This window comes from Marinobacterium iners DSM 11526, assembly GCF_900107855.1.
Taxonomy (GTDB): domain Bacteria; phylum Pseudomonadota; class Gammaproteobacteria; order Pseudomonadales; family Balneatricaceae; genus Marinobacterium; species Marinobacterium iners.
Genome location: NZ_FNRJ01000003.1, coordinates 54,039 through 80,596 on the forward strand (window position 1 = coordinate 54,039; position 26,558 = coordinate 80,596).

34 protein-coding genes, 3 tRNA genes and 2 riboswitches are annotated in these 26,558 nt (G+C 53.2%); of the genes, 24 read left to right on the plus strand and 13 right to left on the minus strand.

Annotation, left to right across the window (positions count from 1 at the left end; all coding sequences use genetic code 11):
- Positions 1 to 65 precede the first annotated feature (65 nt).
- The 11 genes from fabD to BLV48_RS04945 all read left to right on the plus strand — a co-directional run bounded on the left by fabD (position 66) and on the right by BLV48_RS04945 (position 9,096).
- On the plus strand, positions 66 to 995 hold the full coding sequence (gene fabD / locus BLV48_RS04895) for an ACP S-malonyltransferase (protein ID WP_091823992.1): 930 nt from the start codon (positions 66 to 68) through the stop codon (positions 993 to 995).
- Between the two features lie 25 nt (positions 996 to 1,020).
- On the plus strand, positions 1,021 to 1,764 hold the full coding sequence (fabG, locus tag BLV48_RS04900) for a 3-oxoacyl-ACP reductase FabG (protein WP_091823995.1): 744 nt from the start codon (positions 1,021 to 1,023) through the stop codon (positions 1,762 to 1,764).
- Between the two features lie 182 nt (positions 1,765 to 1,946).
- Positions 1,947 to 2,180, plus strand: a complete 234-nt coding sequence (gene acpP, locus BLV48_RS04905; protein WP_010323864.1) for an acyl carrier protein — start codon at positions 1,947 to 1,949, stop codon at positions 2,178 to 2,180.
- 94 nt (positions 2,181 to 2,274) lie between these two features.
- Complete coding sequence (gene fabF / locus BLV48_RS04910) at positions 2,275 to 3,513, plus strand: beta-ketoacyl-ACP synthase II (protein ID WP_091823998.1); 1,239 nt, start codon at positions 2,275 to 2,277, stop codon at positions 3,511 to 3,513.
- A 16-nt stretch (positions 3,514 to 3,529) separates the two neighbouring features.
- Positions 3,530 to 4,375 (plus strand): aminodeoxychorismate lyase, encoded by an 846-nt coding sequence (gene pabC, locus BLV48_RS04915; RefSeq protein ID WP_139253884.1) that lies wholly within the window; start codon positions 3,530 to 3,532, stop codon positions 4,373 to 4,375.
- Positions 4,369 to 5,403, plus strand: coding sequence for an endolytic transglycosylase MltG (gene mltG, locus BLV48_RS04920; RefSeq protein WP_091824003.1), 1,035 nt, complete (start codon positions 4,369 to 4,371; stop codon positions 5,401 to 5,403). Before pabC ends, mltG begins: the two co-directional genes overlap by 7 nt.
- A gap of 6 nt (positions 5,404 to 5,409) precedes the next feature.
- Positions 5,410 to 6,045 (plus strand): dTMP kinase, encoded by a 636-nt coding sequence (gene tmk / locus BLV48_RS04925; protein WP_091824006.1) that lies wholly within the window; start codon positions 5,410 to 5,412, stop codon positions 6,043 to 6,045.
- Complete coding sequence (locus BLV48_RS04930) at positions 6,035 to 7,027, plus strand: DNA polymerase III subunit delta' (protein ID WP_091824008.1); 993 nt, start codon at positions 6,035 to 6,037, stop codon at positions 7,025 to 7,027. The genes tmk and BLV48_RS04930 overlap by 11 nt, the downstream gene beginning before the upstream one ends.
- Before the next feature lie 19 nt (positions 7,028 to 7,046).
- On the plus strand, positions 7,047 to 7,397 hold the full coding sequence (locus BLV48_RS04935; RefSeq protein ID WP_091824011.1) for a PilZ domain-containing protein: 351 nt from the start codon (positions 7,047 to 7,049) through the stop codon (positions 7,395 to 7,397).
- 12 nt (positions 7,398 to 7,409) lie between these two features.
- On the plus strand, positions 7,410 to 8,189 hold the full coding sequence (locus BLV48_RS04940) for a TatD family hydrolase (protein WP_091824014.1): 780 nt from the start codon (positions 7,410 to 7,412) through the stop codon (positions 8,187 to 8,189).
- A 1-nt stretch (position 8,190) separates the two neighbouring features.
- Positions 8,191 to 9,096, plus strand: a complete 906-nt coding sequence (locus BLV48_RS04945) for a radical SAM protein (RefSeq protein ID WP_091824016.1) — start codon at positions 8,191 to 8,193, stop codon at positions 9,094 to 9,096.
- A gap of 27 nt (positions 9,097 to 9,123) precedes the next feature.
- On the opposite strand, the gene BLV48_RS04950 is transcribed toward BLV48_RS04945, so the two are convergent.
- The 7 genes from BLV48_RS04950 to BLV48_RS04980 all read right to left on the minus strand — a co-directional run bounded on the left by BLV48_RS04950 (position 9,124) and on the right by BLV48_RS04980 (position 12,605).
- Positions 9,124 to 9,690, minus strand: coding sequence for a chemotaxis protein CheW (locus tag BLV48_RS04950; protein WP_091824021.1), 567 nt, complete (start codon positions 9,688 to 9,690; stop codon positions 9,124 to 9,126).
- On the minus strand, positions 9,687 to 10,481 hold the full coding sequence (locus tag BLV48_RS04955) for a hydroxypyruvate isomerase family protein (RefSeq protein ID WP_091824024.1): 795 nt from the start codon (positions 10,479 to 10,481) through the stop codon (positions 9,687 to 9,689). Before BLV48_RS04955 ends, BLV48_RS04950 begins: the two co-directional genes overlap by 4 nt.
- 2 nt (positions 10,482 to 10,483) lie before the next feature.
- Positions 10,484 to 10,819, minus strand: coding sequence for a TusE/DsrC/DsvC family sulfur relay protein (locus BLV48_RS04960; RefSeq protein ID WP_091824027.1), 336 nt, complete (start codon positions 10,817 to 10,819; stop codon positions 10,484 to 10,486).
- A gap of 1 nt (position 10,820) precedes the next feature.
- Complete coding sequence (tusB, locus tag BLV48_RS04965) at positions 10,821 to 11,102, minus strand: sulfurtransferase complex subunit TusB (protein WP_091824030.1); 282 nt, start codon at positions 11,100 to 11,102, stop codon at positions 10,821 to 10,823.
- Entirely contained in the window at positions 11,099 to 11,461 is a 363-nt protein-coding gene (gene tusC / locus BLV48_RS04970) for a sulfurtransferase complex subunit TusC (protein WP_091824032.1), read from the minus strand. Before tusC ends, tusB begins: the two co-directional genes overlap by 4 nt.
- Positions 11,458 to 11,856 (minus strand): sulfurtransferase complex subunit TusD, encoded by a 399-nt coding sequence (gene tusD, locus BLV48_RS04975; protein ID WP_091824035.1) that lies wholly within the window; start codon positions 11,854 to 11,856, stop codon positions 11,458 to 11,460. Before tusD ends, tusC begins: the two co-directional genes overlap by 4 nt.
- A gap of 68 nt (positions 11,857 to 11,924) precedes the next feature.
- A complete protein-coding gene (locus BLV48_RS04980; RefSeq protein WP_091824038.1) occupies positions 11,925 to 12,605 on the minus strand; it encodes a Bax inhibitor-1/YccA family protein in 681 nt (226 codons plus the stop codon).
- 143 nt (positions 12,606 to 12,748) lie between these two features.
- Between BLV48_RS04980 and BLV48_RS04985 the strand changes: the two genes are divergently transcribed.
- Positions 12,749 to 13,516 (plus strand): pseudouridine synthase, encoded by a 768-nt coding sequence (locus tag BLV48_RS04985; RefSeq protein WP_091824041.1) that lies wholly within the window; start codon positions 12,749 to 12,751, stop codon positions 13,514 to 13,516.
- 12 nt (positions 13,517 to 13,528) lie between these two features.
- Here the strand turns inward: BLV48_RS04985 and BLV48_RS04990 are convergent, their stop codons facing one another.
- Positions 13,529 to 14,008, minus strand: coding sequence for an S-ribosylhomocysteine lyase (locus BLV48_RS04990; protein ID WP_091824044.1), 480 nt, complete (start codon positions 14,006 to 14,008; stop codon positions 13,529 to 13,531).
- Positions 14,009 to 14,278: 270 nt separating this feature from the next.
- On the opposite strand from BLV48_RS04990, the gene BLV48_RS04995 reads away from it, so the two are divergent.
- Positions 14,279 to 15,580, plus strand: coding sequence for a DEAD/DEAH box helicase (locus BLV48_RS04995; RefSeq protein WP_091824047.1), 1,302 nt, complete (start codon positions 14,279 to 14,281; stop codon positions 15,578 to 15,580).
- A gap of 134 nt (positions 15,581 to 15,714) precedes the next feature.
- Here the strand turns inward: BLV48_RS04995 and BLV48_RS05000 are convergent, their stop codons facing one another.
- Complete coding sequence (locus BLV48_RS05000; RefSeq protein WP_091824050.1) at positions 15,715 to 15,921, minus strand: cold-shock protein; 207 nt, start codon at positions 15,919 to 15,921, stop codon at positions 15,715 to 15,717.
- Positions 15,922 to 16,335: 414 nt separating this feature from the next.
- Between BLV48_RS05000 and mtnN the strand changes: the two genes are divergently transcribed.
- From mtnN to BLV48_RS05040, 9 genes are all read left to right on the plus strand, one after another.
- Entirely contained in the window at positions 16,336 to 17,106 is a 771-nt protein-coding gene (gene mtnN / locus BLV48_RS05005; protein ID WP_091824053.1) for a 5'-methylthioadenosine/S-adenosylhomocysteine nucleosidase, read from the plus strand.
- A gap of 34 nt (positions 17,107 to 17,140) precedes the next feature.
- A complete protein-coding gene (locus tag BLV48_RS05010; protein ID WP_091824056.1) occupies positions 17,141 to 18,319 on the plus strand; it encodes a pyridoxal-phosphate-dependent aminotransferase family protein in 1,179 nt (392 codons plus the stop codon).
- A gap of 12 nt (positions 18,320 to 18,331) precedes the next feature.
- On the plus strand, positions 18,332 to 19,204 hold the full coding sequence (locus BLV48_RS05015; protein WP_091824058.1) for an NAD(P)-dependent oxidoreductase: 873 nt from the start codon (positions 18,332 to 18,334) through the stop codon (positions 19,202 to 19,204).
- A gap of 71 nt (positions 19,205 to 19,275) precedes the next feature.
- A complete protein-coding gene (locus tag BLV48_RS18945; protein ID WP_175527586.1) occupies positions 19,276 to 19,422 on the plus strand; it encodes a hypothetical protein in 147 nt (48 codons plus the stop codon).
- A 71-nt stretch (positions 19,423 to 19,493) separates the two neighbouring features.
- On the plus strand, positions 19,494 to 19,811 hold the full coding sequence (locus BLV48_RS05020) for an excinuclease ABC subunit C (RefSeq protein WP_091824061.1): 318 nt from the start codon (positions 19,494 to 19,496) through the stop codon (positions 19,809 to 19,811).
- On the plus strand, positions 19,798 to 21,663 hold the full coding sequence (gene uvrC, locus BLV48_RS05025; protein ID WP_091824063.1) for an excinuclease ABC subunit UvrC: 1,866 nt from the start codon (positions 19,798 to 19,800) through the stop codon (positions 21,661 to 21,663). Before BLV48_RS05020 ends, uvrC begins: the two co-directional genes overlap by 14 nt.
- Positions 21,664 to 21,696: 33 nt before the next feature.
- Positions 21,697 to 22,245 (plus strand): CDP-diacylglycerol--glycerol-3-phosphate 3-phosphatidyltransferase, encoded by a 549-nt coding sequence (gene pgsA / locus BLV48_RS05030; RefSeq protein WP_091824538.1) that lies wholly within the window; start codon positions 21,697 to 21,699, stop codon positions 22,243 to 22,245.
- An 89-nt stretch (positions 22,246 to 22,334) separates the two neighbouring features.
- Positions 22,335 to 22,410: transfer RNA gene (locus BLV48_RS05035), tRNA-Gly, on the plus strand.
- 13 nt (positions 22,411 to 22,423) lie between these two features.
- A tRNA-Cys gene (locus tag BLV48_RS05040) sits at positions 22,424 to 22,497 on the plus strand.
- A gap of 189 nt (positions 22,498 to 22,686) precedes the next feature.
- Here BLV48_RS05040 and BLV48_RS05045 read toward each other — a convergent pair.
- The 4 genes from BLV48_RS05045 to gap all read right to left on the minus strand — a co-directional run bounded on the left by BLV48_RS05045 (position 22,687) and on the right by gap (position 25,252).
- Positions 22,687 to 23,304 (minus strand): trimeric intracellular cation channel family protein, encoded by a 618-nt coding sequence (locus BLV48_RS05045; RefSeq protein WP_091824066.1) that lies wholly within the window; start codon positions 23,302 to 23,304, stop codon positions 22,687 to 22,689.
- Positions 23,305 to 23,333: 29 nt separating this feature from the next.
- Positions 23,334 to 23,433: riboswitch (glycine riboswitch) on the minus strand.
- A 3-nt stretch (positions 23,434 to 23,436) separates the two neighbouring features.
- Positions 23,437 to 23,521: riboswitch (glycine riboswitch) on the minus strand.
- A gap of 37 nt (positions 23,522 to 23,558) precedes the next feature.
- A complete protein-coding gene (locus BLV48_RS05050; RefSeq protein ID WP_091824069.1) occupies positions 23,559 to 23,774 on the minus strand; it encodes a hypothetical protein in 216 nt (71 codons plus the stop codon).
- 281 nt (positions 23,775 to 24,055) lie between these two features.
- Positions 24,056 to 24,141, minus strand: a tRNA-Leu gene (locus tag BLV48_RS05055).
- A gap of 106 nt (positions 24,142 to 24,247) precedes the next feature.
- Positions 24,248 to 25,252: a type I glyceraldehyde-3-phosphate dehydrogenase gene (gene gap / locus BLV48_RS05060; RefSeq protein WP_091824072.1), complete on the minus strand. Its 1,005-nt coding sequence runs from the start codon at positions 25,250 to 25,252 to the stop codon at positions 24,248 to 24,250.
- A 142-nt stretch (positions 25,253 to 25,394) separates the two neighbouring features.
- Between gap and BLV48_RS05065 the strand changes: the two genes are divergently transcribed.
- Complete coding sequence (locus BLV48_RS05065; RefSeq protein ID WP_091824074.1) at positions 25,395 to 26,060, plus strand: DNA-binding protein; 666 nt, start codon at positions 25,395 to 25,397, stop codon at positions 26,058 to 26,060.
- A gap of 41 nt (positions 26,061 to 26,101) precedes the next feature.
- Complete coding sequence (locus tag BLV48_RS05070) at positions 26,102 to 26,551, plus strand: response regulator (RefSeq protein ID WP_254774968.1); 450 nt, start codon at positions 26,102 to 26,104, stop codon at positions 26,549 to 26,551.
- Positions 26,552 to 26,558 lie beyond the last annotated feature (7 nt).

Sequence of the window (26,558 nt, forward strand, 5' to 3'; positions counted from 1 at the left end):
CTTTGAGCGTCCTTCTGCAGCAGCGTTGAAGGGCGAAGTCACTCGTGTGCAGAAATGGGGAAGCCATGTCTCAATCGCTTGCTTTCGTTTTTCCCGGTCAGGGGTCTCAGCAGCTGGGTATGTTGTCTGAGCTGGCTGCGGATCATCCGGTTATTCAGGAAACCTTCGCAGAGGCCTCGCAGGCGCTGGGTTTTGATCTGTGGGATATGACCCAGAATGGCCCGGAGGAAGCGCTTAACAGTACCGAGAACACGCAACCTGCACTGTTAACCGCAGGTGTTGCTCTATGGCGCCTGTGGCAGCAGCGTGGTGGTGCTAATCCGACTGTCATGGCAGGTCATAGTCTGGGTGAGTACACAGCGCTGGTATGTGCCGGAGCCATGAGTCTTGCGGATGGTGTTCGCCTGGTCAAGCTGCGCGGGGAATATATGCAGCAGGCCGTGCCGGCTGGTACCGGTGCCATGGCTGCTATTCTGGGGCTTGATGACGACGCCATAGCGACAGCCTGTGAATCGGCTGCAAAGGGTGCCGTGGTATCTCCCGTGAACTACAATTGCCCGGGGCAGGTTGTCATTGCCGGCGAAAAAGCGGCTGTTGAGCGAGCTATTGAAGCATGCAAGGCTGCCGGGGCCAAACGGGCCATTCCGTTGCCTGTCAGCGTACCTTCTCACTGTGCGCTCATGCGCCCTGCGGCAGATCAGATGGCACAAGCGATGAGTGCGATTGAGTTGCAGATGCCACATATTCCTGTGGTGCAGAATGTCAGTGCTGACGTGCCTGGTGATCTTGATAGCCTTAAAAATAACCTGTTGCAGCAGCTCTACAGTCCGGTGCTGTGGACAGCCTCGGTGCAGAAAATGGCCGCCGATGGCGTTGAAACACTCATAGAGTGCGGCCCCGGCAAGGTTTTGACGGGCTTGAACAAGAAGATTGATCGTGCTCTTGTGGGGATGTCGATCAGTGATCCGGCAGGCCTGGAAAAGGCGCTGGGCTGAGTATTCAGATGATTGGGAAGGCAGAATGAGTATTGAAGGAAAAGTGGCGCTGGTGACGGGCGCAACCCGGGGTATTGGCAAGGCGATAGCAATCAACTTGGCGTCACAGGGCGCGGTGGTGATTGGTACCGCAACCAGTGAGAAGGGGGCGGATGCAATCAGTGCCTATCTGACTGAGGTGGGCAACAAGGGTTGTGGCATGGTGCTGGATGTAGCGGACGCCGCATCAGTTGATGCTGTGCTGAAGCAGATTCAGGCCGACTTTGGCACCATCGAGATTCTGGTGAACAATGCTGGCATTACGCGCGACAATATTCTCATGCGAATGAAAGACGATGAGTGGGATTCGGTTCTGAATACCAATTTGACGTCTGTCTATCGTCTGGTTAAAGGTTGCCTGCGTGGCATGACCAAGGCACGCTGGGGACGCATTATCAGCGTCAGCTCAGTGGTTGCGTCCATGGGTAATGCCGGGCAGGCCAACTATGCGGCCGCCAAGTCGGGCATGGAGGGCTTTACGCGTGCGCTGGCCCGTGAGGTTGGTTCTCGCAATATTGCGGTCAATTGCGTCGCTCCGGGGTTCATTGACACCGATATGACGGCAGGCCTGGCTGATGAGCACAAACAGAACCTGCAGTCACAGATTCCGATGAGCCGCCTTGGGCAGCCTGAAGAAGTGGCCGCTGTTGTGGGCTTCCTTGCGGGTGATGGCGGAGCCTATGTCACCGGTGATACCATTCACGTGAATGGCGGAATGTACATGTCCTGATCAGGGACAAAGGCGGACATCACAAAAATTTGTTTTTTCCGCCGATTTGTTGATAATTGGCCGTCAGCTGACGGTAAATAAAATTCAGACCGTCACGCTTGTTGCCAGAGCGTAATGGGTTTTCTAAAATTCCATGTCGCATCCTGCGATGTGATGGTGTTGAGAAGAAAATAGGAAGAGATATGAGTAACATTGAAGAGCGCGTAAAGAAGATCATCGCTGAACAGCTGGGCGTTAAAGAAGAAGAAGTTGTTAACTCTGCTTCCTTCGTTGAAGATCTGGGTGCCGACTCCCTGGATACTGTTGAGCTGGTAATGGCGCTGGAAGAGGAATTCGAGACTGAAATTCCTGATGAAGAAGCTGAAAAGATCACGACTGTTCAGCTGGCGATCGATTACATCAACGCTCATCAGTAATCAATCCCGACCGAATTAGCCGAAAAGCCGCATCTATATGCGAATATAGTGCGGCTTTTCTTTTGTACAGGCCTTCTTTGGCTGGAGGAGTAGGATGTCTCGCAGAAAAGTTGTTGTGACCGGTATCGGTCTGCTGACACCCGTAGGCAGTGCCGTTAAGGACACCTGGAGCAATATCCTGGCCGGTAAAAGCGGTGTGGCACCCATCGATTTTTTTGACGCTTCCCAATTCGCAACTCGCTTTTCTGCATCGGTCAAGAATTTTGATCTTGAGCCTTACATGAGCCCCAAAGAGGGGCGCAAGATGGATCTGTTTATTCAGTACGGAATGGTCGCTGCAGCCCAGGCCATCGACGATTCCGGTATTGAAGCCAGTGAAGCCAATTCTCACCGTATTGGTTGTGCCATTGGCTCCGGCATCGGTGGCTTACCGATGATCGAGAAAACCCATGATATTCTTAACGGCAGCGGTCCCCGCCGGGTATCGCCGTTTTTTGTGCCGGGCAGTATCATCAATATGATTTCAGGCAATGTGGCGATCAAACATGGCTTCCGTGGGCCTAATATTGCGATCACTACTGCCTGTACCACAGGTACCCATAACATTGGTCATGCCATGCGCATGATCCAGTATGGTGATGCTGATGTGATGGTGGCCGGTGGTGCCGAAATGGCCACAACCCCGTTGGGGCTGGCCGGCTTCTCGGCTGCTCGTGCGCTGTCGACCCGTAATGAGGCTCCTCAGGCAGCCAGTCGTCCGTGGGATCGTGATCGTGACGGCTTTGTGCTTGGTGATGGTGCCGGTGTTCTGGTATTGGAAGAGTATGAACATGCCAAGGCGCGTGGCGCAAATATCTACTGTGAGCTGTCAGGCTTTGGCATGAGTGATGATGCGTTCCATATGACGGCTCCGCCGGAGGATGGGGCAGGTGCGGCTCTGGCGATGCAGAATGCGATCAATGATGCAGCCATCAGTCCGGATATGATTCACTATATCAACGCTCATGGCACCTCCACTCCGGCTGGTGATATCGCTGAGTCCAATGCCGCAAAACGTGTACTGGGCAGTGCGGCAGAACAGGTACGCATGAGCTCCACCAAATCGATGATCGGTCATCTGTTGGGCGCGGCGGGTGCTGTCGAGGCGGCGTTCTGTGTTCTGGCTCTGCGTGATCAGGTTGCACCGCCCACGATCAATCTTGACAATCCATCCGAAGGATGCGATCTGAACTACGTTCCGCATGAAGCTCAGAGCTGTCGTATTGGTGCAGCCATGTCGAACTCGTTCGGCTTTGGTGGCACCAACGGCACCTTGATCTTCAATCGGCTTTAAGAGGACGGGAGGCGTCTTGGCCTCCCAATATTCCATGCAGGCGCAGACGCTGGTCAATGGCCTTCCGGCCACACAGATTGATGTCACCGATCGTGCTCTCGCTTACGGTCACGGCCTTTTTGAAACGTTGCTGGTGCTCAATGGCAAGCCGGTTTTTTATCCGGCTCATCTACAGCGATTGATGAATGGCTGTATGCGGCTTGGTATACCTGCTGCCGGCCTTGAGCGGCAGCTTGAAACTGATCTTGAATGCTTGGCGCTTCCCGAGACTCCCGCCGTACTCAAACTTATCCTCTCCTGTGGTAGTGGCGGCAGAGGTTATTTGACGCCTGATCCCGCTTCTCCGCTTCGTATCCTGATGTTAACGCCAATGCCCACGTATCCGGACCAGCCTGAGCGGGGTGTTCAGGTACGCTGGTGCAGCACGCGCCTGGCCCGTCAGCCACTGCTGTCAGGTATCAAGCACCTGAACCGGCTTGAGCAGGTGTTGGCGCGTAATGAATGGAGCGATCCGGCGGTACGGGAAGGGCTTATGTGTGATACCGAGGGCTGGGTCGTCGAAGGTACCATGAGCAACCTGTGCTTTATCAAGCAGCACCGTTTCTGTACACCGTTGCTGGACCAGGCCGGAATCGAGGGTGTTGTGCGCAATCAACTGTTGCAGCTGGCGGCTGATCTGGGGCTTGAAACTGAACAGGGGTACTATACCCCTGCAGAGGTTGAGTCTGCCGAAGAGCTGTTCATATGTAACAGCCTGATCGGTATCTGGCCAATAACCCGGTTGGGAGAGCGCAGATATACGCCAGGCCCATTTACGGCAAAACTGCAGGCAGCCCTGCAACAACGGATGATCTCATGCTGAAGAAAATTGTACTGCTGCTGGTGTTGATTGTGACCGTTGGGGCCTTGGCTCTTGGTTACGGATACAAGCTGCAGCAGCAGAAGCTGAATCAGCCGCTTGCAGTGGAATCTGAACGCTCTCTGATGGTTGAAAGAGGCACCTGGTTTGGTGCTTTTGCCCGACAATTGGCTGAGGAGGGCTTGATTGATGACCCTCTGTGGCTGCGCATAGAGGCAAAGCTCAATCCATCGATTACTCAGATCAGGGCCGGTGAATATCGACTCGAGCCAGGTATGAGCTTGCGGCAGCTTCTGGAGCGGGTGTTGGCCGGTGATACGGTCGACTACAGTTTTACCTTTATTGAAGGAATGAATTTCCGTCAGCTGATGATGGCGCTGGCGAGCAGTGAAGTGCTTGAGCAGCGTGCAGCAGAGATGACTGAAGCGGAGCTGCTGGCTCATCTGGGCAGTGATGAAGAGGCGATTGAAGGTTTGTTTCTGGCCGAAACCTACCACTTTGAAAGGGGTATGACTGACCTTCAGTTGCTTGAGCGTGCCCATGCGGATCTGAATGCCTTTCTGCAGCAGGCTTGGGAGGGACGCACAAAAGGTCTGCCTTATGCGTCACCCTATGAGGCTCTGATCATGGCCTCTATCATCGAAAAGGAAACCGGTGTGCCGGACGAGCGTGGCAAAATTGCAGGTGTGTTTGTGCGCCGCCTTGAGCGAGGCATGCGGCTGCAAACTGACCCAACCGTGATCTATGGCATGGGGGAGCGCTATGAAGGTCGCATTACACGAGCTGATCTGCGACGTCCTACGCCTTGGAATACCTATGTGATCGATGGGCTGCCACCCACCCCCATTGCCTTGGCCGGTCGTGAAGCGATACGTGCGGCACTTAATCCTGAAGAGGGCTCTTCACTGTATTTTGTTGCCAAGGGTGACGGAACCCATCAGTTTTCGAACACTCTGCAGGAACACAATCGTGCCGTGCGAGAGTATCAATTGCAGCGGCGAGCGGATTACCGTTCATCACCCGGGAACTAAGCGCAGATGAGCACAGGCCGTTTTATCACTGTTGAAGGCATAGAAGGGGTGGGCAAAACCACCAACCTGGAATTCATCCATCAGCAGCTTTTGAGCCGAGGGCTGGATGTCGTGCGTACCCGAGAGCCGGGCGGAACACCGTTGGCGGAATCGATCCGTGAACTGCTGTTGGCTCCGCGCAATGAGCCGGTCGCTGAAATGGCTGAGCTGCTGTTGATGTTTGCAGCTCGTGCGCAACATATCGAACAATGTATCAGGCCTGCTCTGCAACGGGGTGCATGGGTGCTCTGTGATCGTTTTACCGATGCCACTTACGCTTATCAGGGGGGCGGGCGAGGTCTGGATCAGTCACGCATAGCCCAGCTCGAAACCCTTGTGCAGGGGGGGCTGAGACCTGATCTCACGATTCTGCTGGATCTACCCGCCCGTCAGGGTATGGCACGAGCACGTGCACGCAGCATGCCGGACCGTTTCGAGGCCGAAGCGGAAGTGTTCTTTGAGCGAGTACGTGACTCTTATCTGCAGAGAGCGGCTGCCGAGCCGCAACGCTTTGCTGTGATTGATGCAGCCCCGCCGCTGGAGCAGGTGCAACAGGCTGTCGGTCAGGCGCTTGCAAGGCTGGAGAGTATCGATGCCTGCTGAGCAACTCTATCCCTGGTGTGAGCTACAATGGCAGCGTCTGCTGCAGCAGCGAGCCTCAGACCGTCTACCGCATGCCTTGCTGCTGTCAGGTCCTGCAGGTGTTGGCAAGGAAGGCTTTGCAGAAACATTGGCAAGCCTGTTGCTTTGCCATCAGCCGAATAATGATGCTCCCTGCGGTCACTGTCACAGTTGTGAGCTGCATGCAGCCGGCCATCACCCCGATCTTGTGCGCGCTTCTCCGGAAGCGGAGGGTAAGCCGATCAAGGTGGATCAGGTACGTGAGCTGATCGAACATCTGCACAGTACCGCACAGCAGGGCGGATACCGGGTGGTGATAATGAGTCCGGCGGAGTCGCTTAATATCTCTTCGGCCAACGCCCTGCTGAAAATTCTTGAGGAACCGGGGCGCAATACACTGCTGTTACTGGTATGCCATCAACCCGGGCAGTTGATGCCGACCATTCGCAGTCGCTGTCAACGAATCGATTTCGCCACACCTTCGGCTGAGCAGAGCGAGCTCTGGTTGCAGCAGAAGCTTAAGCTGGAACAGGATCGGGCAGCCCAGCTGCTGCGGCTGTGTCATGGCGCTCCCCTTAAGGCTCAGGCGCTGTATGAAGGCGATCTGCTGGAGCAACGCAAGAAACTGATGTCAGGATTGGCTGATCTGTTGCGAGGACGTATGGCAGCCAGTGAGCTGGCGCAACAACTGCTTAAGGCGGATCTGCTACAATGCCTGGACTGGATCAATAGCCTGTTGAGCGATATTGTACGTATTCAGCTGGCTGATCTGCAGGAGCCTGCCGTTAATGCTGACATGAAGCGGATGTTACAGGCCATTGCCAAGCGAGCGTCCAGTGCGCAGGTATTTGCACTGGCAGACAGAATTCAGGAAGAGCGCGTCAGTCTTTTGCTGCGTCAGAACCCGAACCGGCAGCTATTGCTGGAAAGGCTGTTGCTGCAGTGGGCTGAGCTGTCACGTTAAACAGAGGAGCGTTGTATCCATGGCGGTAATACCAAGAATCAGTCACGGTATCCTGTCGCTGTCCATCGATAATAAGGACAGCCTTTATAAAGCGTATATGCCATTCGTCACCAATGGTGGTCTGTTCATTCCGACAACCCGAACCTATCAGTTGGGGGAAGAAGTGTTCATGTTGCTGATGTTGATGGATGAACCCGATAAGGTACCGGTTACCGGTAAGGTTATATGGGTCACGCCCAAGGCGGCCCAAGGTGGTCGAATACCGGGCATCGGCATTCAGCTGTCTGGTGATGATGCTGCTCTGGTACGCAAAATCGAGACTTATCTGGCCGGTGCAATGGAGTCGGGACGACGTACCAACACCCTTTGATCAAGAGTTAACATGTTTATAGATTCACATTGCCACCTCGATATGCTGGACCTGTCACGGCATGATAATTCCCTCGATAACATAATGGCGGCGGCCCGCGAGCGTCAGGTTGGGCAAATGCTCTGCGTGTGTGTCGACCTGAACAGGTTCGACAGCATGGTTTCTGTGGCGCAAAGTCAGCCCAATGTCTGGTTTTCTGCCGGCATTCATCCCTTGCATGTTGAAGAGAGTCCGTTTGATCGGGAGCGACTGGCAGAGTTGGCTCAGAATCCACGTATTGTGGCACTGGGCGAGACTGGTCTTGACTATCACTACACCAAAGAAACACTGGAACAGCAGCAGTCCAGCTTTGCCGGGCACCTGCAGCTGGCGGCCGAGATGGATCTGCCCGTGATTGTTCACACCCGCGATGCGCGTGAAGATACCATCCGCCTGATTCGTGAGCATGGTAGTTCGGAATCGGCCGGCGTGTTGCATTGCTTTACCGAGTCGCTGGAAATGGCGAAGTCGGCACTTGATCTCGGTTACATGATCTCGTTTTCTGGCATCGTCAGCTTCCGTAATGCAGCAGAGCTGCGCGATGTAGTGAAAGCGGTGCCCCTGGAGCGGATGCTGATCGAAACTGATTCCCCATACCTGGCGCCGGTACCTCACCGGGGCAAGCAGAATCAGCCGGCCTATGTGGCAGATGTTGCTGCATGTGTCGCCGAGCTTAAGGGTATTTCAGTTGAGCAGGTTGCCGAGCAGACTACGGCCAACTTCCATCAGTTGTTCAAGCGTACTCAGCCCTGAAATGCATTATTTTCAGCCTCCGGTCGATTATATCGAGCCTGTATTTCGTCCTCCGAGCGAAGCTGATTCGCTGATTTTCCAGGTCACCAATGGTTGCAGCTGGAATCGCTGTACCTTCTGTGACATGTATATTGACGACCATAAGCGCTTCAGGCCCAAGCCTGAATCAGACGTTCTGGCCGAGATCGAACGTTGTGGTCAGGTAATGCCCTGGGTGCAACGTGTATTTCTGGCAGATGGTGATGCCATGGCACTGTCGGTAAGACGCCTGAGCAGCATTCTGGAAGCGATCCGTACGCATCTGCCACAGGTACGAAGAGTGTCGGCGTATTGTTTGCCAGTCAACCTGAAGCGCAAGAGCGTGGAAGAGCTGCAACGGTTGCGTGAGCTCGGGCTGACACTCATCTATATGGGGGCTGAAAGTGGCTCTGACAACGTCCTGGCGGCCTTCGACAAAGGGGAAACCTTTGAGAGTACTGCTGAAGCTCTGCTCAAGGCGCAAAAGGCAGGCATAAAGCGCTCCGTAATGCTGATTAACGGGGCAGGAGGTCGGCGGTATTCCGATGAGCATGCCGAAGCTTCAGCTCGGCTGGTCAACTTGACGCAGCCAGAATATCTGGCAACTCTGGTGCTGTTCTTTCGTCGAGGTGCCGAACAGCGTGTGCGTGCCGGCTACGATGGTGATTTTGAGCCTTTGGATGCGGAAGGTCTATTTCGTGAAATGCATCTGTTGATCAGTGCGACCGAGCTGAAGCAGACGGTCTTTCGCAGTGATCATGTATCCAATGCACTGGTGTTGAAGGGCACGTTGGGGAGGGATAAAGCACGTTTGCTGTCAGAGATTGAAGCAGCTGTTGAGTGGGTGCAGCAACATCATATTCCAATGCGCCAGCAGGAGCGTTTCTAAGGGGACCTAAGCCCCCTTAGAGCTGGCTTAGTAGCCGCGTTGGGCCTTGAGCTCTTCTTCGCTCAGTGGGGTGATGCTCAACAGCATTTTGGTCAAGTCGAGCAGAATGATCAGGATGTTGTTGTAGTAGCAAACGCCTTGTACAAAACGCTTGGTGGAGTCATCGCCGGAAACATTCGGGGCGCGATCCACATCGTTGTGCGGCAGGTTGATGACTTCATCCACACTGTCGACTACAAGTCCGATCACTTCCTGTTCATTGAACTCAACCACGATGACGCGTGTGTCGTCATCATAAGGTACCAGTGGAAGTCCAAACATGCGGCGGGTATCGATGACGGTCACTACATTACCGCGCAGGTTGATGATTCCCAGTATCGCCTTGTCGGCTCCGGGTACCGGAGTAATCTCACTGAAGCGCAGGACTTCTTTAACCTGCATTACGTCGATGCCATAGAGTTCATCATCTACCCGAAAGGTTGCCCACTGATGGTAGACAATCTCTTCCTGCTGGGCACGGCGTGAGCGTTCGGAATCGGCCTGTTGTCCGGCCTGCAGTGTTTTCAGGTGTTCAGCCGCGGCGTTTAGACTCATGCTGTTCTGTCCTGTGTAATCCAAGGTTGCAACCATTCAAGGCTGGATTCTGTTTGGCCTGAAGGGTTGTATTCAAGACTTATATAGCCGGAGTATCCCATAGCCTCAATAGCCTTGAAAAGGTTAGAGAAGTTAATTTCACCGCTGCCGGGCTCATGACGGCCTGGAACGTCCGCGATCTGTATATGTCCGATGTGTGTACTCAGGCGATTCAGAGTGTTGATCAGGTTCCCTTCCATAATCTGCATGTGATACACATCATACTGCAAACGGGTACTCGGCAGATCAAGGCGTTTGATCAGGTCTACAACCTGAGTACTGTGGTGCAAGCGGAAACCCGGCAGATCTTCGGTGTTGATTGCTTCGATCAGCAGCTCAACATTGGCCTTATGGCACTGCTGAGCGGCCAGTCGCAGGTTTGATTCCAGTGTCTGCTGAACCTGTTCTTCGTTTTGCCCGCAAGGTGTAATGCCAGCCAGGAAGTTGAGCTTGGGCACACTCAGCCGCTTTGCCCACTGCAGCGCAAGCGCCAGGCCATCCGCAAATTCACTTTGGCGCCTTGGGTCACAGCACAGGCTGCGATCGCCATTGTCCCAGCCACCGGCCGGAATATTGATCAGTATCAGCTCTAGCTGCTGTTGACTCAAGGCATCGGCAACAGCTTCCAGTCCAAGAGCGTAAGGAAACTGGATTTCGACAGATGAAAAGCCGGCGGCACGGGCAGCCGCGAAGCGCTCCAGAAACGGAAGTTCGGTAAACAGCAGGCTGAGGTTGGCGGCAAAACGCAGCATGGTCAGAGACAGTTTTCCGGTTTGGGCAAACCTGCCAGCAATGCTGCGACTTTGGCTGGGCTGCCTGGAAACAGTTGCATCAGGTAGATACTGCGCCCCTTGTCCTTGCCGAGTTTTTGGCTGACAGCTTTGACCAAAGGACGCATGGCGGGGGATAGCTGGTACTGCCGATAAAAGTCACGCAACAGATACAAAATTTCCCAGTGGGCATCCGTCAGCTCAATTGTCAGTTCTTGAGCCAGATGTGATGCAACTTCAGGAGTCCATTGTGAGACATCATAAAGATAGCCTTCTTCGTCAAGCTCCACGGTGCTTCCGTTAATACTGAGTATTGTCATATCAAAACCAGTTTATGACACTATCATGAGTTACCGCCAGTTCAACAAATCCGGCATCGTCCACACAGCTGACTCCATCTGGGGTGATACCCCGTGCAAGCAGATCAGGCTCAAGTGCCAGAATGCGCGCGGGCAGTCGTGTCAGTTCGTTCCTGTAGTGTGGCAGCAGCCAGTAAACAGCTTCTTCAATCAGTAACAGTGAGTCGTTTTCGCTCAGGCTGGCAGCACAGGTCTGGAAGGCTGTGCGATCAGAAGGAGAGGTGTTCAGCGTGTGCAGAATCATAGCGTTATAACCCGAGAGTGTCGTGCCATCAAAGCCCGTATTTCGTCCTGATCCAGTACGGCAGGGGCAGGATCAAGCCGTGAGGCTTCCAGGCCATGTAGAGCAAGACTTTGGGTGCTTGTATAGACTTGATCTATATCGTACATCGGCAGTGCTCCCAGCATGGCGTTGGGGCTTTTCTGGCCAATGCGACCGCTTTGTTGATCTGGCAAAAGCTGCAGTACCGCATCGTCAAGCAACAGAAGTGTCACGGGTAGTTCAAACAGTGCGCAGCTGAGTGCAACATCAATGGCATCACGTGCGGCGGATGATGAATAGGGTGCGCGCCGGCAGATGATCAATACATCGGGCTTGCTCATCCTCGACCTCCGAACGTGATAACACGGTCTGACTGGATCAGAGCCTCACTTAATTGTCCCAGGCCTGACAACTCAAAGCCGGGTGCCAAATTGGCAGCGGGCTTTTCATATCGTTTGGCCTCGTTTTCATCGAGAACACCGCGGCGAACAGCGGCTGAGATGCATACGACCAAATCCAACTGATGTTCCTGCGCCAGTAACTGCCATGCCAGCGGCACGGACTGCTCATCTCTGGGCGGAGATGCCAGTGCGCTGGCGTTATGTACCCCATCGCGGTAGAAAAATACCCGGTAAAGTTCATGCCCGCTTGCCAGTAGTGCGCGTGCAAAACGCAGCGCGGTATCGGCCGATGCAGACTGGTAGGGGGCTGAGTGGATAACAAGGGTGAATTTCATTGTGGAGACCAGACATAAAAAAGCCCCGCAATCTTAACAGATATGCGGGGCCGGGTGGCAGTCGATGATCAGTCGTCGCTGAAAGCGCTGACCAGGCTGAGCAGATGTACAAACAGGTTGTAAATGCTCAGGTACAGGCCAACTGTAGCCATGATGTAGTTTGTATAACGGCCGTTAACAATGTTGCTGGTGTCATACAGGATGAACCCGGCCATCAGCAGCACGACAGCAGCCGAGAATGCCAGGCTAATACCGGAAATATCGACACCAAACAGTGGCAGTACGAACAGAGCCAGCATCGCTACAATAAGGATGATTGAGCCTGCTGCCAGGAACCCTCCCATGAAGCTGAAGTCCTTGCGAGAGCTGAGTACATAGGCGGACAGCCCCAGGAAGGTGATGGCAGTCATGCCCATGGCGGTCATCACGACCTGTCCACCGTTTGGCAATGCCAGATAGTGGTTAAGCAATGGCCCCAGGCCAAAGCCCAGCAGGCCAGTAAAGGCGAAAGTCAGCGGCAGTGCAGCGGCCGAGTTCTGCTTGCGGTTAATGACAAACAGCAGTACGAAGCTCAGGATCACACTGCCGAGATACACCATGAACGGAGGGTTGATTGCCATGGAGATACCCGCTGTCACGGCACTGAATATCAGTGTCATGGCCAGCAGCATATAGGTGTTACGGATGACCTTGTTGGTCTCCAGTACCGCCTGCTGAGAGCGGCCTTCGAATGTGCGAACGTTATCCATCATTAACCTCTTGTTGGTGTCCATCGGTACTGATAACGGATTCTAATTGGGTTTCACGCAGGTTTCGACCGTTTAACTGCAAAAAGATTCCCGGTAGAATTTTGCGCTTTGTTTTTATCTGCCGTTGATGCCAAGGGTAGCCTGTGACCGACTCAACTGAGCTTGTTGTTCTTTATGAAGATGAATACCTTGTGGCTGTTCACAAGCCGGCCGGATTGCTGGTGCATCCCAGCTGGATAGCGCCGGCGAGAACACCGAACCTTGTTTCCATGTTGAAGCAGCGCTACCCCGGTGAAACCGTGCATACGGTGCACCGTCTGGATCGTGCCACATCGGGCGTTATTCTGTTCGCCCGCCGTAAGGACGTGGGGCAGCATCTGCAGCAGCAGTTCATCGAGCGCAGCGTTCGCAAGGTCTATCTGTGTGTCGTCAGAGGCTGGACGGAAGAGGCTGGAGTGATCGATTATGCGCTCAAGCCTATTCATGACAAATATGCGGATCCACTGGCCAATCCAGACAAGGAACCGAAAGAGGCAGTGTCGGAATATCGGCGACTGGCGACCGTATCCTTGCCGATTGCGGTGGGGCGCTACCTCGAGGCGCGCTACTCACTGGTTGAGGTTAAACCAAAAACCGGGCGCAAGCACCAGATTAGACGTCATATGAAACATATTCTGCACCCCATCGTCGGTGATACCAAGCACGGGGAAGGGCGCCACAATCGACTGTTTCGTGAGCACCTGGATTCTCATCGTTTGCTGCTGATGGCTGTCGCGATAGAGTTTGCGCATCCGGTGACAGGGCAAAAGGTTAAAATTGAATCTGGTGTTGGCGACGGTGTCGAGGGGTTGTTCAGGCGTCTTGGTTGGGTAGAGGGCTACCCGGTCAGCAGCAGTGTGACTCTGAGCTGACCGGTCAGGGGCTCAGGACAGCCAGTTGTCTGGATCGTTTTCGTCAGCGAACACCTGCGGCCACTCATTGCGGTGGTTGAGCATTTCACGGGCAATGGACTTAGCGCCTTCCAGGTCATGGCTTGCGGCCCAACCACACTGCAGTTCATTACAGGCAGGTACTTCCGTTGCATCCAGCACGTCCTGCAGGGTGCGCGCCAGCACTGCAAGAATTTCACTGTAATCATCGTGGTTCATGACCGAAAGATAAAAACCGGTCTGGCAACCCATGGGGCTGAAATCCAGCACGCAATCCAAGTGGTTGCGTATCAGCTCAGCAATCATGTGTTCCAGCGAATGCAGTGATGGCATCGGCATGTGTGCCTGGTTGGGCTGGCAGAATCGAATGTCATATTTATGCACTCGATCCTGTTTGCCTTCGGTAACGCCGACCAGACGAACATAAGGAGCAATGACTTTTGTGTGGTTGAAGTTGAAGCTCTCGACGTTCATTAAAAAACCTTTTTGAACAATTAATTAGGGATATCATCTCCAGTAATGCATAAGGTATGGATGCGATGCCGGGTATGATGTTGTTAGTGCTATGATAGCAGAGCTGTTGGTTGCTGGCAGGGGTGGTTGAGATTCAGATGGCTGTTGGGCGGCATCTAGGGTAAGCTAGTGCGCAGTGATTTTTCAATTATACCTGTTACACCTCATATCGCCGTCACGCTATTCCGGCTTGTCGGCTATCCCTGTTGTACTTCAAGAGACTAATGTTGCATGAGTTTTGCTTCTCTGGGGCTGTCAGCTCCGTTGCTGAAAGCGGTAGCTGATCAGGGCTACGACACCCCTTCCCCCATCCAGTTGCAGGCGATTCCTGCTGTGCTGGCAGGTCGTGATGTAATGGCGGCCGCCCAAACAGGTACGGGTAAAACAGCCGGATTTACGCTGCCGATGCTGGAGTGCCTGGTAGGCGGAAAGCCTGCGGGTGCCAATCAGGCACGGGCTCTGGTATTGACACCAACCCGTGAACTGGCTGCTCAGGTGGGCGAAAGCGTTGCTACCTATGGGCGTAATCTGAAGCTGCGCTCTGCTGTGGTGTTTGGTGGTGTGAAGATCAACCCGCAGATGCAAAAGCTGCGCGGCGGAGTGGATGTATTGGTCGCGACGCCAGGGCGTCTGCTGGATCTGTATCAGCAAAATGCCATCCGCTTCAATCATCTGGAAATTCTGGTGTTGGATGAAGCCGACCGTATGCTGGATATGGGCTTTATCAATGATATTCGCAAGGTCATGGCGCTGCTGCCGGCTCGACGTCAGAACCTGATGTTTTCGGCCACGTTTTCTGACCCGATTCGCAAGCTGGCCAAGGGTATTGTGAATGATCCGGTTGAGGTGTCGGTTAGTCCCGGCAACAGTACGGCGGATACAGTCAGGCAGTGGTTGAGTCCGGTTGATAAGAAGCGAAAACCGGATCTGTTGCTTGAATTGATTCGCCAGCATGGCTGGAAGCAGGTGCTGGTGTTTACAAAAACCAAGCATGGTGCCAACAAGCTGGCCAAGTTTCTGGATGATGCTGGTGTCAAGTCGGCCGCCATTCATGGCAACAAAAGCCAGGGTGCACGCACCAAGGCGCTGGCTGACTTCAAATCCGGCGCGGTAGAGGTGCTGGTCGCAACTGATATCGCGGCTCGCGGGCTGGATATCGACCAGCTGCCGCAGGTAGTTAACTTCGAGCTGCCAAATGTGGCCGAAGATTATGTGCATCGCATAGGTCGTACTGGTCGTGCCGGTGCAACAGGGCAGGCTGTTTCGCTGGTGTGTGCCGATGAGGCTGATCTTTTGTTCGGTATTGAGCGTTTGACGCGGCAGACGATCGAGCGTCAGGAGGTTGAAGGCTTTGAGCCTGTGCATCCATTGCCGCCTGCGGGTACTCGAGTGCCTGCGTCAAAGCGTGGCGGTGAGCAGAAGCGGGGCGCCCGCAAGCCCAAGGTAGAGCACAAGGATGGTCAGAAGCCGGCTGGCAGCGCGCATGCTCGTCGTCGTGCTCGCCGCCCCCGAGCGGTTGCCGCTGCGGGTTAACAATTGAGGGAGGGGGTGCCTCGGTTTGTCGGGGCGTCCTGTCTGCGCAAGCTGCTGAATATTTTGATACAAAAATCAGGCACAAAAAAAGCGACTCGTGGTCGCTTTTTTTAGATTCGGCAGTAAGAGCAAGCTTACAGCGGAACGATGTTCTCAGCCTGAGGACCTTTCTGGCCCTGAGTGACCTTGAACTCAACCTTCTGGCCTTCGTGCAGGGTTTTGAAGCCTGAACCCTGGATAGCGCTGAAGTGAGCAAAGACGTCCGGACCGGATTCCTGCTCGATGAAGCCAAAGCCTTTAGTTTCGTTGAACCACTTAACGGTGCCGGTAGTAGTAGACATGATGATCTATCCTAAATTTCAAAATATTTTTTTGCCAAGACTGTGTCGAGGCGGTTTGCTCTAAAAGTTGCTATCTACTTATGAATCTCAGGACGAGTACTAACTACAAGGCAGGACTTCGAAATGGTCGTACGTAAATATATGCGTTACTTTCAAGCTGAAAATCATTCTATACGGTTGCCTCGCCTTGTCAATCAAATATTACGGGTGTTGTTAAAATAAATCATAGCTTGTGTATGTGAATTAAGTACACAATACGTATTGTGTACTTAATTTTATTCTTTATGGCGAGTGTGTGATTCAGGGTTGAATAGGGCTGGAGTCATGCGTTTTGTGCGGTTCTAAATTGCGAATTGAACCTGTCGTGGTAGCATGAGTTTTTTCCGCCATATCGAACCCTGAAGCGCTATCTCAATGACAATGAAGCCCTCCTTTGCTGAAGCACTTGAAAATCTGACTCGTCCCCCGCGCATTGCTCTTATTGGTGCAATGGATCAAGAGATCGAATTACTCAAAAACTCCCTGCAGGGTGTCGGCACCCACATGGTGGCTGGTTATCCCATTTATACTGGAGCGCTTGATGGCGTTGAGGTGGTGTTACTCAAGTCCGGTATCGGTAAGGTCAATGCCGCGATAGGTACAACCTTGCTGTTGCAGCAGTTTGAGCCAGATTGTGTCATTAACACCGGATCGGCCTGCGGGTTTGATGCTGCGCTCAATGTAGGCGATGTCGTGATTTCGGATGAGGTTCGTCATCATGATGTGGATGTAACGGTATTTGGTTATGAGCCTGGTCAGGTGCCCGGGCTGCCCGCAGCGTTCACGGCCGACCCCTTGCTGGCGAGAATGGCAGAGGAGTGCATTGCACAGATGCCTCATGTCAATACGGTTCGAGGGCTTATTGCGACCGGTGATAGTTTTATGAACTGTCCGTCGCGTGTGGCGAGCACTAGGGTTCTGTTTCCGTCCATGAAGGCGGTCGAGATGGAAGCTGCTGCCATCGCCCAAACCTGTCATCAATTCGGTACGCCTTTTATCGTTATCCGTGCGCTTTCGGATATTGCAGGCAAGGAGTCGAATCTTTCATTTGAGCGGTTTCTTGATAAGGCGGCACAACATTCAGCCGAGATGGTAATTGCCATTGTGAAACGGATCGCCGCAAGGGCTACAAACAACGCAAAGTAATAATCATAAATAATTGTTATTTAAGGAAATTGACATGATCAATTCTTTCCATCCTCCGCTGCGAACTCTTATGGGACCAGGGCCTTCTGATGTTAGCCCGCGTGTGCTTGCGGCCATGGCTCGCCCAACTATTGGGCATCTTGATCCTGCCTTTATTGGCATGATGGATGAAATCAAGCAGCTGTTGCAGTTTGCCCTGCGCACCAACAACGAATTGACCATGCCTGTTTCAGCACCGGGCTCGGCGGGGATGGAAGCGTGCTTTGTTAACCTGGTTGAGCCGGGTGACAAGGTGATCGTCTGCCAAAACGGCGTGTTCGGCGGGCGCATGAAAGAAAACGTTGAACGCTTCGGTGGCATCGCTCTGATGGTTGAAGATGAATGGGGCACAGCGGTCAGCCTGGATAAGGTCAGGGCGCTGATGGAGCAGCATGACGACATCAAACTGCTGGCCTTCGTTCATGCAGAAACCTCAACCGGTGTTCGTTCCGATGCAGAGGCTTTGTGTCGCCTGGCGCGTGACTATGGCTGTTTGACCATTGTTGATGCAGTCACCTCTCTGGGTGGGATAGAGCTTGAGGTTGACCTCTGGGGGATAGATGCCATCTATTCAGGCACTCAAAAGTGCCTGTCGGCCCCGCCTGGAATTTCTCCCGTCAGTTTCAGTGAGCGCGCGCTCGAAAAGGTGCGGCAGCGAGAGAGTCGCGTCCCCAGCTGGTTCCTTGATAAGAAGTTGGTGATGGGATACTGGGGTGGAGGGCAGAAACGCGCCTACCATCACACGGCGCCAGTTAATGCGCTGTACGGTTTGCATGAGTCGTTGGTTATGCTGCAGGAAGAGGGTATCAAACAGGCTTGGGAGCGTCATCAGTACCATCATCAGGCCTTGCGGGCTGGGCTTGAGGCGATGGGGCTTCATTTTACTGTTGATGCGCCAGTGCGTTTGCCTCAGCTGAATTCGGTTGCAGTGCCGACTGGGGTTGATGAAGCCCGTGTGCGTTCACTTTTGCTGGAGCGTTATGGGCTTGAAATCGGTGCGGGCCTCGGGGTTCTGGCGGGTAAGGTATGGCGTATCGGTCTTATGGGCAGCTCATGCACGCGGCGTCACGTTATGGTATGCATAGATGCGCTCGAAAATACGCTGCTTGAACTGGGTGCTGATATTCATGCGGGTGTGGCTGCACAGGCTGCATCGGCTGCTTACGCCGAGTAAGGAGAATATATCATGGCTAAAATCGCTTTTATCGGCTTGGGTGTCATGGGTTTTCCGATGGCAGGTCATTTGGCGCGCGCCGGGCATGATGTGTGTGTCTATAACCGTACCCGCAGCAAGGCCGAGCACTGGTGTGCTACCTATTCCGGCCGTTCTGCCGCGACACCGGCTGCTGCTGCAGAGGGTGCCGAATTCGTCTTTACCTGCGTGGGTAATGATGACGACTTGCGTCAGGTGACTACCGGAGCGGAAGGTGTTTTGAAAACGCTTTCACCAGGTTCTGTGCTGATAGATCACACCACGGCTTCTGCTGAAGTGGCGCGGGAGTTGGATTTACAGGCTAAAGAGCAGGGTTGTGGCTTTCTTGACGCTCCTGTTTCGGGTGGTCAAGCCGGAGCCGAAAACGGTGTACTGAGTATCATGATTGGCGGGGTGGAGGCTGATTACGGCCGGGTTTCGCCTCTGCTTGATGCGTATGCCAAGTCTCACCGTTTGCTGGGTGAGGCCGGCAGTGGTCAGCTTGCCAAAATGGTCAATCAGATCTGTATTGCCGGGCTGGTTCAGGGTTTGGCTGAGGCTGTGCACTTCGTCAAGCGTGCGGGGCTTGAGGGGGAGGCTGTTTTTGATGTAATTCAGCACGGAGCCGCAGGGTCATGGCAGATGGCAAACCGTCATCAAAGCATGCTGGATGATCGTTATGACTTCGGGTTCGCTGTGGACTGGATGCGCAAGGATCTTCGAATTGCGCTTGAAGAAGCCCGGCGTAATGGTGCGCGTCTCCCGGTTACGGCGCTTGTTGACCAGTTTTATGCTGATTTGCAGGCCGAGGGTAATGGTCGACTGGATACATCAAGTCTGCTCAAAAGGCTTGAGAAAGGGGGCTGAACTGCAGATAATGCCGTTCTTTCGCCCAGCGGTGCGAACAGAATTATTACAATGATTGAGGAGTAGTTTCTATGTTGAATATCGATAAATACAGCATGATTTCATTCGCACCGAGTATTGCGATTGTAGCGGCGATGCTGGTAATGACGTTTCTTGGTGTGCGCTTTCTGAAGCGAGAAATCGCCAAGGATGCTGCCCGAGCACAGCAAAAGAAGTAAAAGATTTGGCGGCCTTGGTCGCCTGATTTTCCTGAGGTGAATCAGGCCTCTACCCGTCAAGGAGGGATCAGATGACAACCATCAATAGTCGGCGTCATGCAGCCTCGGTTGCGCAGCCGAGTGAGCGTGAGCGCCATCCTCTACTGTCTGACAACGACATCAACACCATTCTGGTGAATGGTGCGCAGATATCTCTCAGTAAGTTGAAGCGGGCACGTAGTTTTGATGCGCGTCTGTATTACTATGCTGAAATCGGTGTCTATCTTGAGGTGTCGCTCTCCCGGGGCGCGGGTATTCTGGATGCAACCCGTGAGCAGCTTGAAGCCATTCATCGCGAGGCCACCCACCTGCATATGGATGCCAACAAAAACCTGAATGAAGTTAGCTGAAGAGCAACAAGACCCGGCTGCCGATAGCGCTGTCGGGTTTGACAGCAAGGCATTCCTGCGCCGATTAACCCAGCGGCCCGGTGTGTATCAGATGTATGATGCCGGCGGAAAAATTCTTTACGTTGGTAAAGCTAAAAATCTCAAGAGCCGGGTCAGCAGCTATTTTCGCTCCAATGGGCTGAGTACAAAGACTCAGGCACTGGTTGCTCGTATCTGCCGTATTGAGGTCACCGTCACCGGCAGTGAGACGGAAGCTCTGTTGCTGGAGCAAAACCTGATCAAGCAGCAGCGTCCTCCCTACAATATTTTGCTGCGCGACGATAAATCCTATCCCTATATCTTTGTCAGTGACCGCGATACTTTCCCGGCCATCACTTTTCAGCGGGGGGCAGGGCGTAAAAATGGGCGCTATTTTGGCCCCTATCCCAGTTCCGGTGCAGTGAAAGAGAGTCTCAATCTGCTGCAGAAGGTGTTTCGGATTCGCCAGTGTGAAGACAGTTTCTTTCGAAATCGCTCTCGCCCCTGTCTGCAGTATCAGATCAGGCGCTGTACGGCACCCTGTGTCGGCCTGATCAGTGAGGATGCCTATCGTCAGGACCTCAATCACGCAATGCAGTTCCTGCAGGGGCGTAGCCAGGAATTGATGCAGACACTGGCGCAGGAAATGGAGGATGCCGCCGCCCGTCTTGAATTTGAGCGTGCCGCCAGTCTGCGTGACCAGATCAGTGCATTGCAGCAGGTACAGGAGCAGCAGTTTGTCAGTGGGCAAAGTGGTGATGCCGATGTGCTGGGGTGTGCAGTTCAGCCTGGTGGTGTCTGTGTTCATGCACTGTTTGTGCGAGGTGGGCGCGTCATCGGCAGCAAGGTTTATCATCCTCGGGTGTCGATTGAGGATACGCCAGCGGAAGTATTGTCTGCTTTTATCGCTCAGTTTTATTTAAGCGGTCCACGTGAGATTCCTGCAGCCGTGATTGTTTCCGTTGAGCTACCTGATCAGGAGTGTATTCAGCAGGCCTTGGAGCAGCGGCGCGGACGCAAGATGGTCATCATGTCGCGCGTGAGGGGGGATCGCGCCGGTTGGCAGCGTCTGGCCCAAACCAACGCGGAGCAGCAGCTGGGCAGTCATCTGGCCAGTAAGCAGAATATCTATAATCGCTATTTGGCACTGCAGGATGCACTGGGGCTGGACTCAATCCCGCAACGCCTTGAATGCTTTGATATCAGTCACAGTTCAGGCGAGGCAACAGTAGCCTCCTGTGTTGTCTTTGACCGAGAGGGGCCGAAGAAGTCGGACTATCGGCGTTTTAATATTGAAGATATAACAGGCGGGGATGACTATGCCGCCATGCATCAGGCCCTCAGTCGTCGGTATACACGAGTGCGCAAGGGGGAGGGGGTGTTGCCGGATCTGTTGATCATTGATGGTGGAAAAGGGCAGGTTGCACAGGCAGTGATGGTTATGGAAGAGCTGCAAATCAACGACGTACTGGTCGTAGGAGTGGCGAAGGGGCCGACTCGGAAAGCGGGCTTTGAAGTGTTGATTCGTGGTGATAGCGGGGAAGAGACTGTGCTTGCATCGGATTCGCCCGCTTTGCATCTATTGCAACATATTCGTGATGAATCGCACCGGTTTGCCATTACCGGGCATCGGGCGAGGCGCGGCAAAGCGCGCCGCAAATCAACCTTGGAAGGAATATCTGGAGTAGGCCCCAAGCGCAGACGCGAACTGCTGAAGCATTTTGGTGGTGTCAAAGAGGTCGAGCGGGCCAGTGTTGAAGAAATTGCAAAAGTCTCTACTATAAGCCGGACGTTGGCACAGGAAATTTATGCCGCACTCCACCCCGAAAGTTGAAGCAGGAAGTAACGGGACACTCATTTGTATACGATAAAACTACCCAACCTACTGACGCTGCTTCGCATCGTCCTGATTCCAGTTTTCATACTGGTTTATTACCTGCCATATGCGTGGTCACCTTGGGCTGCATCCGCCATTTTTGGCCTGGCCGCGATTACTGACTGGTTTGATGGCTATTTGGCTCGGAAGCTTGATCAGGCTTCCCCCTTTGGGGCTTTTCTTGATCCTGTGGCAGATAAATTGATGGTGGCTGCCGCACTTGTAGTGCTGGTTGAGGTATTCGCTTCTCCTTTGGTCACTATTCCTGCAATTGTCATTATAGGGCGAGAAATTGTTATTTCGGCTCTGCGTGAATGGATGGCTGAACTCGGCGAGCGTGCCAGTGTGGCAGTATCAAATATTGGAAAAATCAAGACAACACTGCAGATGGTCTCGATTCTCATCTTGATAGCAATGCCGCTGTATAGTCCGCTTTCCTGGTTGGGAATTGTTGCGCTGTATGGTGCTGCGGCGCTGACACTATGGTCAATGGTGCTCTACCTGCACGCGGCATGGCCTCATCTGAGTGATGATATCTGAAGTAAGTGGTTAATATTTAAGCAAATTTTTTTCAGTATTATGGTTGACACCCCGCGGGATCTCTCTATAATACGCACCACTGTTGAGGCGCGGGAATAGCTCAGTTGGTAGAGCACGACCTTGCCAAGGTCGGGGTCGCGAGTTCGAGTCTCGTTTCCCGCTCCAATCTCAACGGTATGGCTGGATGGCAGAGTGGTCATGCAGCGGACTGCAACTCCGTGTACGCCGGTTCGATTCCGACTCCAGCCTCCATTCCTCTCAGGTGATTTTTTGACACCTGAGAGGAATGGAACCATACAAAATAACTTCCCCTCTTCGTTGTTAGTGCTGTCAATATTCTGCACAGCTCTATATCTAATCAATTACTCTCTTTTTCGGCTTATCGATTCTGTCTGCTCCGCCTTGGTTTAAACGGGCAGGCGTATGCCTGCCCTCAGGCAATTATTTCCAGCGGCCAGGGGCGTAGCTGAATACAGGCAACGACCAGTGCCAGTATATTGCGGCTACACGCATCATGATGCCGGTGGCAAACGACAGTATTAGATTGAGATCATGATTTAATCCCATTTGCTCCAGCTGGAGATAAAGCAATGCAACCAGCAAAGAGATGCTTGCATAGAGTTCGTGTCGAAAAACTACAGGTACTCGCTGACACAGTACATCGCGCAGAATGCCCCCAAAAATACCCGTTATCATGCCTGCCATAACAACTATGGGTGTACTGTAGCCGAGCTCAAGGGCTACATTGCAGCCAATAATGGTGAATGCAATAAGGCCCATGGCGTCCAGCAGCAGGAAGATCTTGTGCAAATGATGCATGAAGCGGGCAATCAGCATGGTGATCAGTCCGGCTGAGACAGTCAGGTAGATGTACTCGGGGTGCTGTGTCCAGGAAACAGGAAAGTGTCCCAGTAGAATATCGCGAATGGTGCCACCGCCCAGGGCGGTGATGAAGGCGATAACACTTACGCCAAACATATCCATATTGCGACGGCCGGCAGCAAGTGCGCCAGACATGGCTTCTGCGGTAATGGCGAGAATGTAGATGTAGGTGAGCACGTGTAAACCTCCCGTTAGGGTGTTTATCCGCCTCTCCCTCTGTCCGGGTTACCTGAGAGTTTGCACGCTTTCGGCGTGTTGCCCCTTCGGTGGGTCAGTTCTGGCTGACCGCTCTCCAGTCGACGTAATATGTGTGTGGTCGCAGTACCTGAGCCTGAGCGATTATGGGAGTTTGCGCCTTCGGCGGGGTGTGAGCCCTCTCTCCTGCGAAGCGGCGATTATAGCTTGTGCAGGAAATAAGGCAACCGTCCAAATCAGCTGCGGCGTTTGATGTCGCGCAGCAAGCTGGACAAGTCCAGTCCGGTATTGGCTGCAAGGGCATCGAGATCATGAAAGGCGGGGGGGAGGGAGCGTTGTTTGAGTTTCTGTTGATGCTGATCTTCAATGCGCTGTACGAGCATTTTGCGAACCTGTTCCAGTTGTTCAGGCTCCAGGTTCATTAAATAGGCAGGCAGTTCGGTTTCACTCATACCAATATAGTTCCTGACAAGTCAGTATCACGTTAGGTGTACATCCAGTACAGATAATAAAGAAGGTGTTGTATCCAGGTGGTGTGCAGCAAATAAAACTACGGATATCGATTGTATATAGGCCATAGGTCACCTGCAAGCCTTATTCGGGAGTACAGGTTAGGATCTTGCATGGATATCTTGGTGGCAATATAACGGGCGTGATTATGTGCAAAAACTATCAAAAGTGAGTTTGTTTTTAGAATCCAAGTGTTGTTTAAAAGGTTTCTTTACAGACTGACTGGTGCCCCGAACCGGACTCGAACCGGTACAGCCAAAGGCCGAGGGATTTTAAATCCCTTGTGTCTACCAATTTCACCATCGGGGCTTTGCGCGCTGATTAAGGGCTTGGTCTTTTCAATCAAAGCGTTGAGCGCGCATTCTCCCGTTGCTTGAATAAAAAGTCAAACGAAATACGCGCTCTGCTTCCTGGCTTAGGAGGTCTTGTGCATGCAGCTGGCTGTATCCAGCATGCGATTAGAAAACCCCCACTCGTTGTCATACCAGGCGAACACCTTAACCATGCTGCCAAGCACCTGAGTTTGAAGGCTGTCATAGATGGTAGAGGCGCTGTGATGGTTGAAATCTATCGATACTAAAGGAGTGCTGTTGTACTCAATAATCCCTTTGCTGGCCTCGGCTGCACGTTTCATGATGGCGTTCACCTCTTCAACGGTAGTGTTGCGGTTGGCGGTAAAGGTCAGGTCAACCAGTGAAACGTTTGCAGTTGGAACGCGTACAGCAAGACCTGAAAGTCGGCCATCGAGTTCCGGCAGCACCAGTCCAACTGCCTTGGCGGCACCGGTCTTGGTTGGAATCATGGATAGAGCCGCCGCCCGTGCTCGATACAGGTCTGTGTGATACACATCAGTCAAGTGTTGATCGTTTGTGTACGAGTGGATGGTTGTCATGAGGCCTTGCTGGATGCCGATCGAATCGTTCAGTGCTTTTGCCATCGGGGCCAGGCAATTCGTTGTACAGGATGCGTTTGAGACAACTTGATGTTCTGAGGTAAGTATCGATTCGTTAACGCCGAAAACAATAGTTGCATCGGCTCCCTTGGCTGGGGCAGAAACCAGTACCTTGCCGGCGCCTTGCTGCAAATGAATACTGGCCTGTTCGCGGTCTGTAAATCGACCTGTGCACTCGAACACAATATCAACGCCCAGTTCGCGCCAGGGGAGGGCGTGAGGATCTGGCTCGCGCAGCATCCGAATAGAGTGCTCTCCTAGAATCAAGCGATCCTTTTCAGCGCGAACTGGCCACATAAAGCGGCCGTGCACTGAGTCGTACTCGGTCAAGTGAGCACTGATCGCACTGTCTCCAAGATCATTGATCGCCACTACCTCAAACTCCTGCTCGCGGCCACTTTCGTACAGGGCGCGCAGGATGTTGCGACCGATCCTGCCGTAGCCGTTGATTGCAATGCGTATAGCCATGGTTGCTGCTCCTTTTTTATAGGCTTTACAGCATCTTAGATGAGTTTGGCTGATCGGGGTATGTGTAGCTTGCGTTTCCTGTCAGTGAGGCGTTAAATTGGTCTAGCTCGATACATATCATTCAATACATATTGCGTACTATATGTCCAAAAAAAACGATACACATGCTCGGGTCATTGAGGTGGCTGATCAGCTTCTGGAAGAAGGAATCCGGCCTACGCAGCAAAATGTGCGTGAGAGGTTGGGTAGCGGTAGTCTGACGACGATCAATCGCGCCCTGAATGACTGGTGGCATACTCTTGCGCAGCGTATTTCTCGTCGAAATGAGCACCCTGAGCTTCCTGAACCGGTCCTGACTTTGGCCAATCAGGCCTGGGATCGTGCTCTGGCTTATGCCGAGCATCAGTTCGCTGAGCAAAAACAGGCGCTTGAGCAAAGGCAGCAGGAGTTGCTGCAGTCTGCACAGCAAAAAAACAGTGGTGGTGAGCGGGCTCTTTCTGATGCGCATAGTCAGAACGCAAGGCTGCTCGATCGCTGCGAGCAGCTGGCGCAGGAGAAACGTGAGCTTGAAAGGCGCGTCTTTGAGCTGGAAGAGCAGCAGTTGAAACTTACTGTGGAGCGCGATACTGCTCAGCGTGAGGTGCGCCAACTGCAACATATGGGCGCCGAAAATGGCGGGCATGCTGAGGCCATGGTTGAGCTGCGGGTACGCTCGCGAATGCAGGAAGAGGAGCTTCAGCGTTTGCGCCAGCTTGGCGATCGGCTAAGCCAGGAGAATGCCCGACTGAGGAATCGGCTGGATGAATGATTATAAAGCTTTTTAACTTGCTTCCCTAATGAATTGAAAATATGGAATTTTATTTATCCAGTGATATTGGTGTACAGGAAGTGACAGAGCGTCTGCGTGCCTGCTCGCCGGGCGACCAGGTGAGTTGCTCTGATGAGGCTCTGTTCGAAGTTGCCAAGGCTGTACTGGTGCGTGAGAAGCTTGCAGGGCTCACGATTCAGCTGCTGGATGCCGGTGATTATGTGTTGCGTACGGTCACCAGTCGTCGCAGGCACCAGGTTGAAAAGCTGGATCGATTCAGTGATCGACAGGAATCGGTGCTTAAAGCATTGGAACGTGTGCTGGCTCATTGTGATAAAGAAGGGATTCGACTGATCGGATTCAGTGATGAGTTGGTTGCAGTGCCGGCTCATCTTGATAATAGTGCTTGTCTCTCGGCTGAGGCCGTAGATGTTGACACCTCTGGTGTTTATCGGGGTGCTGACAGTATAGGGGAATATACTAAAGGGTAATTCCTGA